Origin of the sequence: Pantoea rwandensis, assembly GCF_000759475.1 — a bacterium.
GTDB lineage: Bacteria > Pseudomonadota > Gammaproteobacteria > Enterobacterales > Enterobacteriaceae > Pantoea > Pantoea rwandensis_B.
The window spans coordinates 3,488,921-3,505,553 of the sequence record NZ_CP009454.1 but is presented as its reverse complement, the minus strand read 5'-3'; the positions used below and the strand labels follow the sequence as shown (position 1 = coordinate 3,505,553).

17 protein-coding genes are annotated in these 16,633 nt (G+C 56.5%); 9 read left to right on the top strand and 8 right to left on the bottom strand.

The window, feature by feature from the left end; genetic code table 11:
- Positions 1-27: 27 nt before the first annotated feature.
- The 5 genes from galM to modE all read right to left on the bottom strand — a co-directional run bounded on the left by galM (position 28) and on the right by modE (position 5,884).
- Positions 28-1,062, bottom strand: a complete 1,035-nt coding sequence (gene galM / locus LH22_RS16000) for a galactose-1-epimerase (RefSeq protein WP_038648150.1) — start codon at positions 1,060-1,062, stop codon at positions 28-30.
- Positions 1,056-2,204 (bottom strand): galactokinase, encoded by a 1,149-nt coding sequence (galK, locus tag LH22_RS15995; protein WP_038648148.1) that lies wholly within the window; start codon positions 2,202-2,204, stop codon positions 1,056-1,058. The genes galM and galK overlap by 7 nt, the downstream gene beginning before the upstream one ends.
- A complete protein-coding gene (gene galT, locus LH22_RS15990; protein WP_038648145.1) occupies positions 2,205-3,248 on the bottom strand; it encodes a galactose-1-phosphate uridylyltransferase in 1,044 nt (347 codons plus the stop codon).
- 304 nt (positions 3,249-3,552) lie between these two features.
- On the bottom strand, positions 3,553-5,025 hold the full coding sequence (gene modF, locus LH22_RS15985; RefSeq protein ID WP_038648142.1) for a molybdate ABC transporter ATP-binding protein ModF: 1,473 nt from the start codon (positions 5,023-5,025) through the stop codon (positions 3,553-3,555).
- Between the two features lie 76 nt (positions 5,026-5,101).
- A complete protein-coding gene (gene modE, locus LH22_RS15980; protein ID WP_038648139.1) occupies positions 5,102-5,884 on the bottom strand; it encodes a molybdenum-dependent transcriptional regulator in 783 nt (260 codons plus the stop codon).
- Positions 5,885-6,001: 117 nt separating this feature from the next.
- Between modE and LH22_RS20325 the strand changes: the two genes are divergently transcribed.
- The 4 genes from LH22_RS20325 (at position 6,002) to modC (ending at position 8,810) form a co-directional block, all read left to right on the top strand.
- Positions 6,002-6,160 carry an AcrZ family multidrug efflux pump-associated protein gene (locus tag LH22_RS20325; RefSeq protein WP_013508338.1) on the top strand — a complete coding sequence of 53 codons (159 nt, stop codon included), beginning with the start codon at positions 6,002-6,004 and terminating at the stop codon, positions 6,158-6,160.
- 129 nt (positions 6,161-6,289) lie between these two features.
- Entirely contained in the window at positions 6,290-7,063 is a 774-nt protein-coding gene (gene modA, locus LH22_RS15970; RefSeq protein ID WP_038648134.1) for a molybdate ABC transporter substrate-binding protein, read from the top strand.
- Positions 7,060-7,752 (top strand): molybdate ABC transporter permease subunit, encoded by a 693-nt coding sequence (gene modB, locus LH22_RS15965; protein ID WP_038648131.1) that lies wholly within the window; start codon positions 7,060-7,062, stop codon positions 7,750-7,752. Before modA ends, modB begins: the two co-directional genes overlap by 4 nt.
- Positions 7,752-8,810 (top strand): molybdenum ABC transporter ATP-binding protein ModC, encoded by a 1,059-nt coding sequence (modC, locus tag LH22_RS15960; RefSeq protein ID WP_038648129.1) that lies wholly within the window; start codon positions 7,752-7,754, stop codon positions 8,808-8,810. The genes modB and modC overlap by 1 nt, the downstream gene beginning before the upstream one ends.
- A 220-nt stretch (positions 8,811-9,030) precedes the next feature.
- Here modC and LH22_RS15955 read toward each other — a convergent pair whose 3' ends face one another.
- Positions 9,031-9,849: a pyridoxal phosphatase gene (locus LH22_RS15955; protein ID WP_038648127.1), complete on the bottom strand. Its 819-nt coding sequence runs from the start codon at positions 9,847-9,849 to the stop codon at positions 9,031-9,033.
- Between the two features lie 149 nt (positions 9,850-9,998).
- Between LH22_RS15955 and pgl the strand changes: the two genes are divergently transcribed.
- Entirely contained in the window at positions 9,999-10,994 is a 996-nt protein-coding gene (gene pgl, locus LH22_RS15950; RefSeq protein ID WP_038648125.1) for a 6-phosphogluconolactonase, read from the top strand.
- 46 nt (positions 10,995-11,040) lie between these two features.
- Here the strand turns inward: pgl and LH22_RS15945 are convergent, their stop codons facing one another.
- On the bottom strand, positions 11,041-11,517 hold the full coding sequence (locus LH22_RS15945; protein WP_038648122.1) for a kinase inhibitor: 477 nt from the start codon (positions 11,515-11,517) through the stop codon (positions 11,041-11,043).
- A gap of 69 nt (positions 11,518-11,586) precedes the next feature.
- Entirely contained in the window at positions 11,587-12,879 is a 1,293-nt protein-coding gene (bioA, locus tag LH22_RS15940; RefSeq protein ID WP_038648119.1) for an adenosylmethionine--8-amino-7-oxononanoate transaminase, read from the bottom strand.
- Positions 12,880-12,966: 87 nt separating this feature from the next.
- On the opposite strand from bioA, the gene bioB reads away from it, so the two are divergent.
- The 4 genes from bioB to bioD are packed head-to-tail and all read left to right on the top strand — an operon-like array spanning position 12,967 to position 16,556.
- Positions 12,967-13,998, top strand: a complete 1,032-nt coding sequence (gene bioB / locus LH22_RS15935; RefSeq protein WP_038648116.1) for a biotin synthase BioB — start codon at positions 12,967-12,969, stop codon at positions 13,996-13,998.
- Positions 13,998-15,149: an 8-amino-7-oxononanoate synthase gene (gene bioF, locus LH22_RS15930; protein ID WP_038648114.1), complete on the top strand. Its 1,152-nt coding sequence runs from the start codon at positions 13,998-14,000 to the stop codon at positions 15,147-15,149. Before bioB ends, bioF begins: the two co-directional genes overlap by 1 nt.
- The gene (bioC, locus tag LH22_RS15925; protein WP_038648112.1) at positions 15,133-15,888 is read left to right on the top strand and encodes a malonyl-ACP O-methyltransferase BioC; all 756 of its coding nucleotides are present in this window, start codon (positions 15,133-15,135) and stop codon (positions 15,886-15,888) included. The genes bioF and bioC overlap by 17 nt, the downstream gene beginning before the upstream one ends.
- Complete coding sequence (bioD, locus tag LH22_RS15920) at positions 15,885-16,556, top strand: dethiobiotin synthase (protein WP_038648110.1); 672 nt, start codon at positions 15,885-15,887, stop codon at positions 16,554-16,556. The genes bioC and bioD overlap by 4 nt, the downstream gene beginning before the upstream one ends.
- Positions 16,557-16,633: the final 77 nt, after the last annotated feature.

Here is a 16,633-nt window from a genome sequence, read left to right as displayed (position 1 = left end):
CGCAGTGCGCGTTTTTCATCCGCTGGCTTACTGCGGTGTGAAGCGATAACGCGTCACAGACTGCCAGCGGTCGCCGGGTTGCAGCCAGCAATCAGGCTGCGGCCATTCGGTATGGTTGGGAGAATCCGGTAAAAATTCACTCTCCAACGCGATGCCCTGGAAAGCAGTATAGCTGCCCTGTTCACGGGCGCGTGTTCCATCCAGATAGTTGCCGGAGTAGAACTGCAACGCCGGTGCGGCGGTAAACACGGTCAGCGCCAGTTTGCCATCGGCCGACCACAGTTCGGCGGCGGGTTGGCTGCTGTCGCCCGCGGTGTTAAGCAGAAATGCATGGTCATAGCCTTTCACCGCTTTTTGATCGTCATCGGCGAGGAAGTCATCCATCACGCGCTTCGGCTGCGTAAAATCGAAGCTGGTGCCAGACACGGCTTTCAATGGCGCGTTAGGAATGCCTTCGCTGTTGACCGGTAAGTAACGATCCGCATGCAGTTGTAAGCGATGCTGGCGCGCATCGCCATGATGCGCATCAAGATTAAAGTAAGCATGGTTGGTCAGGTTCACCGGGCAGGGCTTGTCAGTCTGCGCCTCATAGCGGATCGACAGGCAGTTATCATCGTCAAGATGGTAAACCACGTCGGCAATCAGATTGCCGGGGAAGCCCTGTTCGCCATCCGGTGAATCGAGGCGATAGTGCACTTCGGTCTCGCTCTGGCTGACAATCTGCCAGCGGCGTTTATCAAACCCTTCCGGTCCGCCGTGCAGTTGATGCGCACCCTGATTAGCGGCCAGCAGCAGGTTTAACGGTTTTAGCTCTGCCGAAGCGATACGGTTGGCGTAGCGGCCCACCGTTGCGCCAAGGTAAGCATCCTGATGCAAATAGTCCGATGGTGTGACACAGCCGAGCAGCGCTTCGCGTACGCTGCCATCCTGCATGGGCACGCGAGCGGAGAGCCAGGTCGCGCCCCAATCCATAAACGTCACGACCATGCCGTTGTGATTGCGTAATACGGTGATGCGCCAAGGTTGCCCGTCTGGCGCATGTGAATTGACATCACTTACCATTGGCCCGCTCCTGCAGAGGCTTTGCATACGTAGAAGGTTTCTTTGATGCCGGTCTGCGCCTCATATTTTTCGGCAACGGCAGCTTTCACCTGATCCACCAGTTCGGTTGGCATCAAGGCCACAATGCAGCCGCCGAAGCCGCCGCCCGTCATACGAACGCCGCCACGTGGGCCGAGTTCTGCCTTAACGATTTCCACCAGCTGATCGATCGGGGGAACGGTGATTTCAAAATCATCACGCATTGAGGCGTGAGATTCAGCCATCAACTCACCCATGCGCTTCAGATCGCCACTGCTCAGCGCATCGGCGGCTTCCAGCGTACGGGCATTTTCGGTGATGACATGGCGCACGCGTTTTGCCACCAGTGCATCCAGTTGCGATTCAGAGGCCTCAAATTCGGCCAGCGTGACGTCGCGCAGTGCGGGCTTGTTGAAGAAGCGAGCACCGGTTTCGCACTGCTCGCGGCGGGTGTTGTATTCGCTACCGACCAGGCTGCGACGGAAGTTGGAGTTGATGATCACCACCGCGACATCTTCCGGCATCGAGACGGCGCGTGTGCCGAGCGTGCGGCAGTCCAGCAGCATGGCGTGATCAGGTTGGCCGAGTGCCGAGATGAGCTGATCCATGATGCCGCAGTTACAGCCGACGAACTGGTTTTCCGCTTCCTGACCGTTCACGGCAATGGCCGCGCCATCCAGCTTCAGCTGATAGAGCTGCTGGAATACGGTGCCGACCGCCACTTCCAGTGACGCTGATGAACTCAGGCCCGCACCCTGTGGCACGTTGCCGCTGATCACCAGATCGGCACCGCCAAAGCTGGCATCACGCTTTTGCAGATGTTTTACCACGCCACGCACGTAGTTGGCCCACATCGGCTCTTTCAACGCTTCAATCGGTGCATCCAGCGAGAAGCTGTCTTGCTGGTTGTCGTAATCAACCGCGACCACGCGCACCTGGCGATCGTCACGCTTCGCGCAGGCAATCACGGTTTGGTAGTCGATGGCGCAGGGCAGGACAAAACCGTCATTGTAGTCAGTGTGTTCGCCAATCAGGTTCACACGGCCTGGTGCCTGAATGCTGTGCGTGGCTTGATAGCCAAAAGTGTCAGCGAAAACCTGTTGAGTGATGGATTTTAATGACATTTATTGCGCCTCGCGGAAATGGATATCGCTGACAGAACGCAGACGTTCTGCTGCCTGTTCCGCCGTTAAATCACGTTGGGTTTCGGCCAGCATTTCGTAGCCAACCATAAATTTGCGTACCGTGGCTGAACGCAGCAGCGGCGGATAGAAATGAGCGTGCAACTGCCAGTGATCGTTGGCTTCACCGTTGAATGGCGCGCCGTGCCAGCCCATCGAATAGGGGAAGGAGCACTGGAACAGGTTGTCGTAACGGCTGGTCAGCTGCTTAAGTGCCAGCGCCAGATCGCTGCGCTGCGCCGGGGTAAGATCGGTAATGCGTTTGATATGGGCTTTCGGCAGCAGCAGGGTTTCAAATGGCCACGCCGCCCACCACGGCACCACGGCCAGCCAGTGTTCGGTCTCCACCACGGTGCGACTACCGTCTTTCAGCTCGCGTGCGGCGTAATCCACCAGCATCGGCGAACCTTTTTCGTCAAAGTAGCGGCGCTGATTATCATCTTCTTTTTGCGCTTCATTTGGCAGAAAACTGTTGGCCCAGATCTGGCCGTGCGGATGCGGATTTGAGCAGCCCATCGCTGCGCCTTTGTTCTCAAACACCTGCACCCACGGATAGTGCTGGCCGAGATCGGCGGTCTGCTCTTGCCAGGTGCGCACGATATCTTCCAGTCCACTGAGCGGCAATTCCGGCAGCGTTTTACTGTGGTCAGGTGAGAAGCAAATAACCCGGCTGGTGCCGCGTGCGCTCTCACAGCGCATCAGCAGATCGTCGCTTTGCGGCGCATCGGGTGTATCGGTCATCAGCGCGGCAAAGTCGTTGGTGAAAACATAGGTGGTTTGGTAATCCGGGTTTTTATCCCCGGTGATGCGGGTATTACCCGCGCACAGGAAGCAGTCAGGATCGTGCGCAGGCAGTTGTTCCAGCGCAGGCGTTTCCTGCGCACCCTGCCACGGACGCTTGGCACGATGCGGAGAGACCAGCACCCACTGATCGATCAATGGGTTATAACGGCGATGCGGATGATCAACCGGATTAAATTTTTCCATAACGAGTCCTGGTAAACGGCAAACGGATCAAAATCACTGCGATCAAGGTAGCACAAAGGCGGGCCCCAAAGCGTGATCCAGTCTGGATAAATGGTATCGTTTACACAAGGTGACGATTCTCATTTTGTGGGGTTATAGCGCGTATTTGCTGAAATACCAGGCGGGTAAATGGTAGCGGTTACATAGACTGTTCAATGAAGTGCATATCAATGCGCACACGACAATGCTGAAGGGTTTAGCTGACGACCGGATAGAAGCATGAATATGCCCCTACGATGCAGGGGCGGGGTGGATGACGACGAGATTAGCGTAAATCGTCCTGCTGGAATCCGTACCCCTCATCTTGTTTCACAAAACTCAGGCGGTGAGTAATGCACTGCGGCGCATCTTCGGCATGGTGTGAGACAAACAGTAACTGCGTTCGTCCTTCACCGATCAGCACATCAACAAAGCGGCGTACCAACTGGCGATTGATCGGATCCAACCCCTGCAGCGGCTCATCGAGAATCAACAAGGAAGGGTGTTTGACCAGTGCACGCGCAATCAGCACCAGGCGCTGCTGGCCCCATGACAAACCGTGGAACGGTGCATCAGCCAGATGATTATCCATGCCCAGCAGTGCCAGCCACTGGCGCGCCAACGCTTTCTGGCGGTCTGATGCGGGCTGATACAAGCCTATCGAATCGAAAAAGCCGGAAAGCACCACGGTGCGCACGTTACAGCTAACACGGTAATCGAGGTGCAAACTGCTACTGACGTAGCCGATGTGCTGCTTGATGTCCCAGATGGTTTCACCGCTGCCGCGACGAATGCCAAACAGGGTTAAATCGTTGCTGTAGCCTTGTGGATGATCGCCGGTCACCAGGCTCAACAGGGTCGATTTTCCCGCGCCGTTGGGCCCCACAATTTGCCAGTGCTCGCCGGGATTCACCTGCCAGCTTAGCCCCTCGATCACCGCTTTATCGTTATACGACACCACGCCATTACGCAGAACAACACGCGGCGCATCTTCCGCCAGTTGGGGTAACTGATCCGGTGCATCCGCTTCTGGCAACGCCATGCCATCGAGTTTCTCACTGTGCGCCAGTTGTGCCACCAGCGCTTCTGCCAGTATCGCCTGGCGCTCGCCCAAGTGCGTCAGGGTGCACTCAGCAAGCACACCGACTTGTTGCACAAAGTCAGGAATATCGTCAAAGCGGTTGAGGACCAACACCACAGTAAAACCCTGCTGGTGCAGATCGCTCAGCGTCTCCGCCAGGCTGGCGCGTGAGGCCACATCGAGTCCATCGAAAGGCTCATCAAGAATCAACAAATCCGGCTGCGCCATCAGCGCCTGGCACAACAGCGTTTTGCGCGTTTCGCCGGTGGAGAGGTATTTGAAGCGACGATCAAGCAGATAGGTGATGCCAAACTGCTGGGCCAGTGCCTGGCAACGTGCTGCATCTTTGACTTCATCCTGAATGATCTGTGCGGCGGTGCGACCAGTATCGTCTTCGCCCTCACTCAGCAGATCGGTGTTATTACGTTCCCACTCCTGCGCCACCAGCTTCTGTAACTGCTCCAGTGAGAGGCGTGTGCGACGCTGAAAATCCTGCGTGACCGTGCCTTTACCTGGTGAGAGTTCACCGGAAAGCGCTCGCGCTAACGAGGATTTGCCGCTGCCGTTGGCGCCGACAAAGGCCCAACTTTCGCCGCTGTTGAGGATAAGATCGTTAAGGGACAGTGCTCGGGTGTCGCTAAGGTGAAATATGCCTTGCGAAATTTGCAATGAAGCCATGATTCATTCCGTTTTATGCATCGTGTTACTCAGTTGTAGCGAGCGACGCAGACGAAGTCAAATCATGGCCTTGATTTCAGAGCAGTGTGGCGATGATGGCGTGTTCAGCATTAAAACTGGCGGTCACACTATCGCCTGGCTGCAGATTCTGCTGTTGCACCTGCGCGTTGTTCACCGTTGCACACAGGGTTTCACCACTCGGCAATGTCATCAACACTTCGCTCACCTGTTCACCCGGCTCGATCGCGCTTATCGTCACCTGCAATTGATTATCACTGTTTAGGGCATCACGGCTCACCTGTATCCATGGCGCTTTAATCAGTACTAATACCTCTTTGCCGCTGTCGAGCTGCAGGCGCTCAGCGCTGCGTTCGGTGATCGCCACCTGCAACCGTGTGACGCCGTCGGCCAGCAGCACATCAAAGTGTTGCTGCACCTGCTGATGGTCGCGCGCCATGACCGTACCAAACAACTGATTTCGTGCGCTGGTTTGCAGCGAGAAACGCGCAATCGCTGCCAGCAGGCTGTCCAGCGGCAGGCTGTCGTTTTGCAGCGCATCAAAGGCTTTCTGCTGAATCTGTTCCATTAGCTGAAACAGCTGAATCAGACGTTCACCATAACGGGTCAACTGCGCACCGCCGCCGCCTTTGCCACCGGTGGCGCGGTCAACTAAGGTTTGATCAGCCATCTGATTCATATCGTTGATGGCGTCCCAGGCGCTTTTGTAACTGATACCCGCTAATTTAGCGCCCTGGCTGATGGAGCCGGTTTCCTGAACGCGCTTAAGCAGTTCAATGCGGCGTGGGTCGGCAAACAGCTTGTGCTGAAGACGAATGTGTAGAGAAAGTTCTGCCTGCATGTCAGCTCCTTAAGTTAGTGCGACAAGTGTAAGGCCAAAAGTAAAAGCACGAAAAGGGCAGTGCGTTTTTTTCCCTAACCGTTACAATCACTTTTTTATTTTCTGCGTGAGGTTTCCATGCTGGAACTGCTTAAAAGCCTGGCTGTGGCTGTCATCATGGTGCCAATTGTGATGGCCATTATGCTCGGTCTGATTTACGGCCTGGGTGAAGTGTTCAACGTCATCTCCAAATTTGGCCGCCGCGACGATCGTCCTGCCAACAGCTCGCAACACTGATTTTACAAGCGCCCGCACCCAGCGGGCGTTTTTTCTTTAACTTCCCCTCAATCCTGCCGATATTAAGTTCATGACAGCATTTGTTCCCACGTTGTATTATCGAATATATAACGTAACAAGGAGTAAAAAATGCTGAAAATCAATTACCGTTGGGCCGCTGTTACCGTATTGACTGTTTCCATGGCCGGTCACGCCGTGGCGGCAGAGAAGATCACTGTGTTTGCTGCGGCATCGTTAACCAATGCGATGCAGGATATTGCCTCGCAATATCAGAAAAAGAGCGGCCTTGAAGTGGTATCGTCCTTCGCTTCCTCCTCCACGCTGGCGCGTCAAATTGAGCAGGGCGCACCGGCCGATCTGTTTATCTCTGCCGACCAGCAGTGGATGGACTATGCAGTGGATAAAAAGAGTGTGGTGGAGAACACGCGCTACACGCTGCTGGGCAACGATTTAGTGTTGGTGGCACCGAAAAGCGACAGCGCAAAAGCGGTGACCATTAATGCCCAAACCGACTGGAAAAGTTTGTTGAAAGGCGAACGTCTGGCGGTGGGCGACCCGGATCATGTTCCGGCCGGAATTTATGCGAAGGAAGCGCTGCAAAAACTGGGCGCGTGGGACAGCATCTCGACGCAACTGGCTCCGGCGAATAATGTTCGTGCGGCACTGGCGCTGGTAGAACGCAATGAATCACCTTTTGGCATCGTGTACGGTTCTGATGCGGTCGCCAGTGACAAAGTGCAGGTGGTAGGACGTTTCCCGGATGATAGCCACAAGCCAGTGGAATATCCGATGGCGGTGGTAAAAGATCATCAGAACGCAACGGTTGAAGCCTTCTACAAATATTTGCAGGGGCCGGATGCCGCTGCTGTGTTTAAACAGTATGGATTTGCGCCGAAGAAATGATACTCAGTGATCCCGAATGGCAGGCCGTTTTTCTCAGCTTAAAAGTTTCCAGCGTAGCGGTGCTGTTGAGTTTGCCGTTTGGCATCATGATGGCCTGGATTCTGGCACGTTGCCGGTTTCCAGGTAAAACCTTACTCGACAGTCTTATCCATTTGCCGCTGGTGTTGCCACCGGTCGTGGTGGGATATTTGTTGCTGATTGCACTGGGCCGACGTGGATTTATCGGCGAGTGGCTATACGACTGGTTCGGCTTCACCCTGGCCTTCAGCTGGCGCGGGGCGGTACTGGCTTCGGCAGTGATGGCTTTCCCGCTAATGGTGCGCGCCATTCGTCTGGCGCTGGAAGCGGTTGATACCAAACTGGAACAGGCAGCGCGCACGCTGGGGGCCGGTCGCTGGCGCGTGTTTTTTACGATCACCTTGCCGCTGACGCTGCCGGGCATCATTGTCGGCACCGTTCTCGCTTTCGCTCGCTCATTGGGTGAATTTGGCGCCACCATCACCTTCGTTTCAAATATCCCCGGCGAAACGCGCACCATTCCCTCGGCGATGTTTACCCTGATTGAAACCCCCGGCGCAGAAGGTACCGCCGCCCGCTTGTGTGCGGTGGCGATTGCGCTGGCGCTGTTATCGCTGGTGGCCTCTGAGCTACTGGCACGCTGGGGCCGCAAGCGGTTAGGGGCGGCCTGATGCTTAATCTCAATATTTCCCAGCTGCTGGGCGATCACAAACTGGACGTCAACGTGCAGGTGCCCGGCAGCGGCATTACGGCTATTTTCGGTGTATCCGGTGCGGGCAAAACATCGCTGATCAACGCGATTGGCGGTTTGACACAGCCGCAAAGCGGCCAGATTCAGCTCAACGATCGTCTGCTGTTTGATTCGGCGACGCAGGTCAATCTGCCACCCGAAAAACGCCGCGTTGGCTACGTGTTCCAGGATGCACGTCTCTTCCCGCACTATCGGGTACGCGGCAACCTGCAATACGGGATGGCTGCGGCGATGAAGCCACAGTTTAACGCGCTGGTGACTTTGCTTGGCCTGGAGCCTTTACTGAGCCGCTTTCCGGCGTCGCTGTCAGGTGGTGAGAAGCAACGTGTGGCGATTGGCCGTGCGCTGCTCACCGCGCCAGATATTTTGTTGATGGATGAGCCGCTGGCATCGCTGGATTTACCACGCAAGCGCGAATTGATGCCGTATTTGCAAAAGCTGGCGAAACAGGTCGATATTCCGATTCTCTATGTCTCTCACAGTCTGGATGAAATTCTGCAACTGGCGGACAACGTGCTGGTGCTCGACAACGGCAAAGTCAAAGCCTTTGGTTCGCTGGAGAAAGTGTGGAGCAGCGCAGCCATGCGCCCGTGGCTGCCGATTGCCGATCGCAGCAGCGTGCTGAGAGTGCAGGTGCTGGAGCAGCATCCCGATTATCCCATGACGGCACTCTCATTGGGCGATCAGCATATCTGGGTAAGCCGTGTTAACCAGCCGCTGAAAACGGCACTGCGCATTCGTATCGCTTCTGGAGATGTTTCACTCGCTTTGCAGCCGCCACAAAACACCTCGGTGCGCAATATCCTGCCAGCTCAGGTGGTCGAGTTATTAGAGATTGACGATCAGGTTGAAGTGAAGCTGCGCATTGGCATTAGCGAGCTGTGGGCGCGGATTTCGCCGTGGGCGCGAGACGAGTTGGGGATTCGACCCGATCAGTGGCTTTATGCGCAAATTAAGAGCGTGGCGATCACGGCATAGTTAGGGGCATGATCAATAACGGCCCAGAGTCATTTGTAAGGTGTGCATTTATCCACTACTGCTGGTCATTTAAGTGCGTTTCGGTTGCCATTAATGGCTACCCTACAAAGTTGGTGCGGTTTTCGTAGGGGTCGCATTCAGGCGTACCGGATTAAATATGCTCTCATTGGCCTAAGTTAGCGGCATTAGCGCATTTATGCACACCTGTTAAATCAGAGAGTTATAGAACCTCTTTGTAAATCACTTCGGCAATACCCGGCTCCAGATTGGTGCCAATCACCTTTTTGGCGCGCGCTTTAATCGCCTCGTCAGCATTGCCCATCGCCACGCCTAGACCGACCTGTTCCAGCATGCTGAGATCGTTGTAGTTATCGCCGAACGCCAGCACATCCTGCATGCTGAAGCCCTGACTCTCAACCCACTGTGCCAGACGCTTGCCTTTGCTGTTGCCTGCCTGAGCGATATCAACCTGATCGTGCCACGACCATTCGCACGCCAGGCCGAGTTCCGCTTCGGTGCGTTCCGCAAACTGCTGCAATGCACGAGTGTCAGGATGGGAAAGCGCGAATTTCCAGATGGATTGCGCATCCAGCGCCGCCTGCGCCAGGCTTGGCACCTGCAGGAACAGGGGACGCTGCGCTTCCGGCAGGGATTGTGCCCAGTTCAGGGTGCGGGTCACATGGCCAGTCGGCTCTTGATACAGCATGGCATCATCGACATACAGCAGACCGTGAATGTTCTCCTGATCGAGCATCTCAATGACGCGGGTCGCCTGGCTTTTCTCCAGCGGATCGGCAGCGAGTACCTTCTTCGCTGCATAATCGTACAAGTAGGTGCCATTACAGCAGATTGCGGGTGTATCCAACTGCAGCGCCTGATAAAAAGGATGAATCGCGCAGTGGTGGCGACCGGTAACGATGAGCACTTTGACACCCGCCTGTTGTGCGCGGGCTAAAGCTTCGATCGATTCAGGCAAAATGGTTTTTGTGGGGGTCAGCAGGGTGCCGTCAAGGTCAAGGGCGATTACGCGGTAGCTCATTACACTTTCCGTCCGGGAGTTAGCAAAGCGTTAAGTCTACACCCGGCAGCGGCCCTGAGACAAAAAACAGGGCACAAATGAATTCAGCGCGGCAAAATGAAACGCGCTACAGTTATCCCTTTCATCAGGCAGCGAATAAGGAAAAACGCATGAAACAAGTCGTGTATACCGCCAGTCCAGAGAGCCAGCAGATCCACGCATGGCAGTTGCAGGAAGATGGCGCACTGACGTTATTGCAGGTCACGGACGTGGCCGGTCAGGTGCAGCCGATGGTGGTGAGCCCGAAGAAAGATTTCCTCTATGTCGGCGTTCGTCCGAATTTTCGCGTGTTAGCGTACCGCATTGCGGCCGATGGTTCCCTGAGTCTGGCGGGTGAAGCGCCGTTGCCGGGCAGCCCAACGCATATTTCGACCGATCGCCAGGGTAACTATCTGTTCTGCGGCTCCTACAACGACGCGTGCGTCAGCATCAGCCCGATCGACAGCGACGGTTTACCGCAAGCCCCAAGCCAGGTGATTGGCGGCATGGATGGCTGCCACTCAGCCAATATCGATCTCGGCAACCAAACGCTGTTTGTACCGGCACTGAAGCAGGATCGTATCTGCCTGTTCCAGCTCAATGCGGATGGCACTCTGACACCGCGCGAACAAGCGCAGGTCACCACGGTTGAAGGTGCAGGCCCGCGTCATATGGCTTTCCATCCGAATGGCGATTATGGCTATGTGGTCAATGAACTCGACAGCACCGTAGATGTGTGGGCATTGAACAACGTGCACGGTCAGGTTGAGCGCGTGCAGAGTCTGAATATGATGCCGAAAGATTTCAGCGATACGCGCTGGGCGGCCGATATCCATATCACGCCAGACGGCCGTTTCCTCTATGCCTGCGATCGCACCAGCAGCACCATTACCGCATTTAGCATCAGCGAAGATGGCTCAGTGCTGGCGATTGAAGGTTATCAGCCGACCGAAACTCAGCCGCGCGGCTTCAATATCGATAACAGCGGTCAGTATCTGGTGGCGGCAGGGCAGAAGTCGCACCATATCGAAGTCTACAAGATTGCCGATCGCGGTCTGTTGCAGCCGCTGGCGCGTTATGCGGTGGGTCAAGGCCCGATGTGGGTGGTGATTCACACCTTGGATTGATCTGAATCCAGGTTGAGAAACGGCGCCTTTTGGCGCCGTTTGCATGTTAAGAATACATCACCGTGATTGATGCACTCGCCAGTGCATGGAAATGCACATTAAAGCCTACCATAGCGCCGCTCGCGCCGGCGTCGACATCAATCTTATCGGTGCCCATCGCGTGCACGGTAAAGATGTAGCGATGAGATTCGCCCTGCGGTGGTGCTGCGCCGCCGTAGCCGGTTTGTCCGAAATCGGTACGGGTTTGAAGTGCACCTTGAGGCAGTTCGACCACGCCTGAACCAGAGCCTTGCGGCAACTCGGTAACGTCCGCCGGAATATTCGCCACGACCCAGTGCCACCAGCCAGAACCGGTCGGTGCATCAGGATCGTAACAAGTCACCACAAAACTTTTGGTCCCCGCGGGCACATTATCCCACGCCAGATGCGGTGATAGGTTATCGCCTTGATAACCCATGCCGTTGAATACGTGTCGCTCTGGCATCTTATCGCCATCGTTAAAATCCTGGCTAACTACGCGCATGACTTCTCCTTTTCCGTTGTGCAGTGTGTCCTCCATCATGGTGGAAAACACGCGGCACTTCCAGTTAGCTTAAGGCAGGAAATGCGCCTCAACGTCCAATGCCGCGCGCACCGCCTGGGTTAACTGCGCCAGCTCTGTGGCAGAAATCAGATAAGGTGGCATCAGATAGATCAGCTTGCCGAACGGCCTAATCCATACGCCACGCTCGACAAAGAATTGCTGCAGTGCCGCCATATTGACCGGTGAACGCGTTTCAATCACACCAATCGCGCCCAGCACGCGTGCATCCACCACCGCATGATGCTCACGCAACGGCAACAACTCACGACGCAATTGCTGTTCAATCGCCGCCACCTGCGCGGGCCAGAGCCCCTCGTTGATCATCGTCAGGCTTTCAATGGCCACCGCACAGGCCAGCGGATTACCCATAAAGGTCGGGCCATGCATAAAGCAGCCTGCCGCACTGCGGCTGATGGTGTCGGCGACTTCACGCGTGGTCAGCGTGGCGGAAAGCGTCATGGTACCGCCGGTGAGTGCTTTACCGAGGCAGAGAATGTCTGGCGTAATCCCGGCGTGTTCGCAGGCAAACAGCTTGCCGCTGCGGCCAAAGCCGGTGGCGATCTCATCGGCAATCAGCAGGATGCCGTAACGGTCGCACAGCTCACGTACCTGTTGCAGGTAGCGCGGGTGATAGAAACGCATGCCGCCCGCTCCCTGCACAATGGGTTCAAGGATCACGGCGGCAATCTCGCGATGGTGCGTCTCGGCTAACCGGGCGAAATCGGCGAAGTCCGCTTCGTTCCATGCATCATCAAAACCGCACTGCGGTGCGGCAGCAAACAGATGTTCTGGCAGATAGCCGCGCCACAGGCTGTGCATCGAATTTTCCGGATCGCACACCGACATTGCGGCAAAGGTATCGCCGTGATAGCCACGTTTTAACGTCAGGAATTTTTGTCGCGTTTCACCGCGCCCCAGCCAGTACTGCAACGCCATTTTCATCGACACTTCGACGGCAATCGACCCCGAATCGGCGAGGAACACACACTCCAGCGCTTCCGGTGTCATGGCAACCAGCTGGCGGCTCAGTTCAACGGCTGCCGGATGGGTAATACCACCAAACATCACGTGTGACATCTGCGCCATTTGCTGCGTCAGCGCCTTATTGAGACGAGGATGGTTATAGCCGTGAATCGCTGCCCACCACGACGACATGCCGTCGACCAGTTCGCGTCCATCGGCCAACTGAAGCTGGCAACCGTGCGCCGCGACCACCGGATAACAGGGCAGGGGATCGCGCATTGACGTGTAAGGATGCCAGATATGCTGGCGATCAAAGTGGAGGTCGTCTTGGGTGAACATCGATCTTGTAAACCATTTTGAAAAGATTTAGTTTACGAGTATAACCACGTTAATCGTCGGGATGAACCCCTTTTTTTGGAGTAAGCAATGGCAAACCGCTGGACACTGACACAAGCCCAGGCACTGTTCGATAAACCTTTCCTTGAGCTGATGTTCGAAGCGCAGCAAGTTCACCGTCAACATTTTGACCCGCGCCAGGTGCAGGTCAGCACCTTGCTGTCGATCAAAACCGGTGCCTGCCCGGAAGACTGTAAATACTGCCCGCAGAGTGCGCGCTACAAAACCGGGCTGGAGTCCGAGCGGCTGATGGAAGTGGAAGCGGTGCTGGAATCGGCGCGTAAAGCGAAAGCGGCAGGATCCAGCCGTTTTTGCATGGGCGCTGCGTGGAAAAACCCGCACGAACGCGACATGCCGTATCTGGAGCAGATGGTGCAGGGCGTTAAAGCGATGGGCATGGAAACCTGTATGACGCTGGGCACGCTGGAAAATACGCAAGCGGCACGCCTTGCCAAAGCGGGACTCGATTTCTACAACCACAACCTTGATACCTCGCCGGAATTCTACGGCAGCATCATCACCACGCGCAGCTATCAGGAACGCCTGGATACGCTGGATAAAGTGCGCGGCGCAGGCATCAAAGTCTGTTCTGGCGGCATCGTCGGGCTGGGTGAAACCGTGAAAGACCGCGCTGGCTTGCTGGTGCAGCTGGCGAACCTGCCAACACCGCCAGAAAGCGTGCCGATCAACATGCTGGTGAAAGTGAAAGGCACGCCGCTGGCCGATAACGATGACGTTGAGCCGTTCGACTTTATCCGCACCATCGCCGTGGCGCGCATCATGATGCCATCGTCGCATGTCCGCCTGTCCGCAGGACGTGAACAGATGAGCGAGCAGACTCAGGCGATGTGCTTTATGGCGGGTGCCAACTCGATTTTCTATGGCTGCAAACTGCTGACCACGCCAAACCCGGAAGAGGACAAAGATCTGATCCTGTTCCGCAAGCTGGGTCTTAATCCAGAACATACCGCCACGACTGCCGGTGATAACGAACAGCAGTATCAGCTCAGCGAGCAGTTGGTGCACGCCGATACCGAGCAGTTCTACAACGCGGCGGTGTGATGGTCTGGTCATCACGCATCGAACAGGCGCTGACGGCGCGACGTGAAGCCGATGGCTGGCGACTGCGGCGCCGGGTTGAACACAACAGCGTGCGTGAGATAACGCTGGAGGGGCTTACCTACCGCCATTTTTCCAGCAATGATTATCTCGGGCTGAGCCAGCATCCAGCGGTGATTGCGGCCTGGCAACAGGGCGCAGCAGAAGCGGGTGCGGGGGCTGGCGCATCGGGACATGTCACCGGCTATAGCCGTCATCATGCACAACTGGAAGAGCAGCTGGCTGACTGGCTGGGCTACAAGCGTGCGCTGCTGTTTATCTCTGGCTTTGCCGCCAACCAGGCGGTGATCCACCTGCTGGCGGAAAAGCAGGATCGTATCCTTGCCGATAAGCTGGCGCATGCTTCGTTACTGGATGCGGCCAGCCACAGCCCGGCGACGTTACGCCGCTTTGCGCATAATCAGCCAGAGAGCCTGGCGAAGCTGCTGGCTACCCCGCCAGAAGGCGGCACGCTGGTGGTGACGGAAGGCGTATTCAGCATGGATGGTGACAGCGCACAGCTCGCCGCCCTTGCGGAACAGACGCGGCGCGCCAACGGCTGGCTGCTGGTGGATGATGCGCACGGCATTGGCGTATGTGGTGAGCAGGGGCGCGGCAGTTGCTGGCAGCAAGGCGTGAAGCCGGAACTGCTGATTGTCACCTTTGGCAAAGGCTTCGGCGTCAGTGGTGCCGCGCTGCTGTGTGATGATGCCACGGCGGATTATGTCGAGCAATTTTCACGCCATCTCATCTATTCCACCGCGATGCCACCGGCGCAGTGTTGTGCGCTGCTGGCGGCATTGCAGCAAATTCAGCAGGGCGATGCGTTGCGTGAGCGGCTAAACAGCCACATTGCGCGGTTCCGCGCCGGTGCCGCTGATTTGCCCTGGCAGCTGATGCCATCGAACAGTGCGATTCAGCCGTTGATCGTCGGTGAAAATAGCGCGGCGCTGGCGTTATCACAACGGCTGGCGCAAGCCGGATACTGGGTCAGTGCTATTCGTCCACCGACCGTACCACCGGGCACGGCACGGCTGCGTATTACGCTCACGGCTGCTCATCATCATGACGATATTGATCGTCTGCTGGAGGCGCTGTATGACGCTGCAGGTTAACAAGCAAGCCGTTGCCAAAGCATTTGGCCGTGCGGCACAGCATTATGAGCAGCATGCCGAACTGCAACGCCTGAGCGGCGATGCGCTCCTGGCACTGGCGCCTGCGGGTTTCGGGCCGCATCTGCTGGATGCGGGTTGTGGTACCGGCTGGTACAGCCGCTACTGGCGCGATCGTGGGCGCGAACTGACGGCGCTGGATCTCTCCAGCGTGATGCTGGATGCCGCACGAGAGCAGCGCTCGGCGCAGCACTATCTGCAAGGCGATATCGATAACCTGCCGCTGCCGGATGCGTGCGTTGATGGTGTATGGAGCAATCTGGCGGTGCAGTGGAGTAGCGATCTGCGTCTGGCGCTGCATCAGTTCCTGCGCGTCACGCGGCCAGGGGGGAGCGTGCTGTTCTCGACCTTGCTTGATGGCTCCCTGCATGAAGTGCATGAAGCCTGGGCTAGGTTAGATGGCCGTCAGCACGCCAACCGATTTCTCAGTGCAGCACAGTTCTCTGCCGCTCTCACTGGCTTACCGGCACAGTGCCAGCCGCAGATTATCACGCTGCATTTCCCCAGCGCGCTGAGTGCCATGCGTTCTCTGAAAGGCATTGGTGCCACGCATCTGCACGACGGACGTGGCGCGCAGCCGCTCACGCGCTCGCAGCTCGCGCAACTGGAGCAGTACTGGCCGCAGGATGCGCAGGGTTATCGCCTTAGTTATCACCTGATGTATGGAGTTTTGCATAAATGACACGCTGGTTTATTACCGGAACGGATACCGAAGTGGGGAAAACGGTCGCCAGTGGCGCACTGTTGCAGGCGGCAAGCGCAGCGGGATTACGTACCGCAGGATACAAGCCTGTGGCATCGGGCTGTGAGATCACCCCTGAAGGCGTGCGCAACAGCGATGCGCTGGCGTTGCAGCGCTACAGCAGCCTGACGCTCAGCTATGAGCAGGTTAATCCAGTGGCATTTGTCGAGCCGACGTCACCGCATATTGTCAGCGCGGAAGAGGGCAGGCCGATCGCTTTTTCTGCCTTATCCGCCGGATTGCGTGCGCTCGAGCAGCAGGCCGAATGGGTATTGGTAGAGGGCGCGGGTGGCTGGTTTACGCCGTTATCCGAGACGCAGACCTATGCCGACTGGGTCGAAGCAGAACAGCTGCCGGTGATTCTGGTGGTGGGTGTAAAGCTGGGTTGTATTAACCATGCGATGCTGACAGGGGAAGCGGTGAAGGCGCGTGGGTTGCGGTTAGCCGGTTGGATTGCCAATGATATTCAGCCGCCGGGTAAGCGACATGCTGAGTATATGGCCACCCTGCGTCAACGTATTGATGCACCGTTTCTCGGTGAAATTCCCTACCTGGACAGTGAAGCACAACAGGCCGAGTGCGGTCAGTATTTGACGTTGCCGCAATAATGAACCTGTTTAAGATGCGCTTCCATGCGCACTCTGGTTTATATCGCCCGTAGGATCGTTATGAATGGCGAACCTAT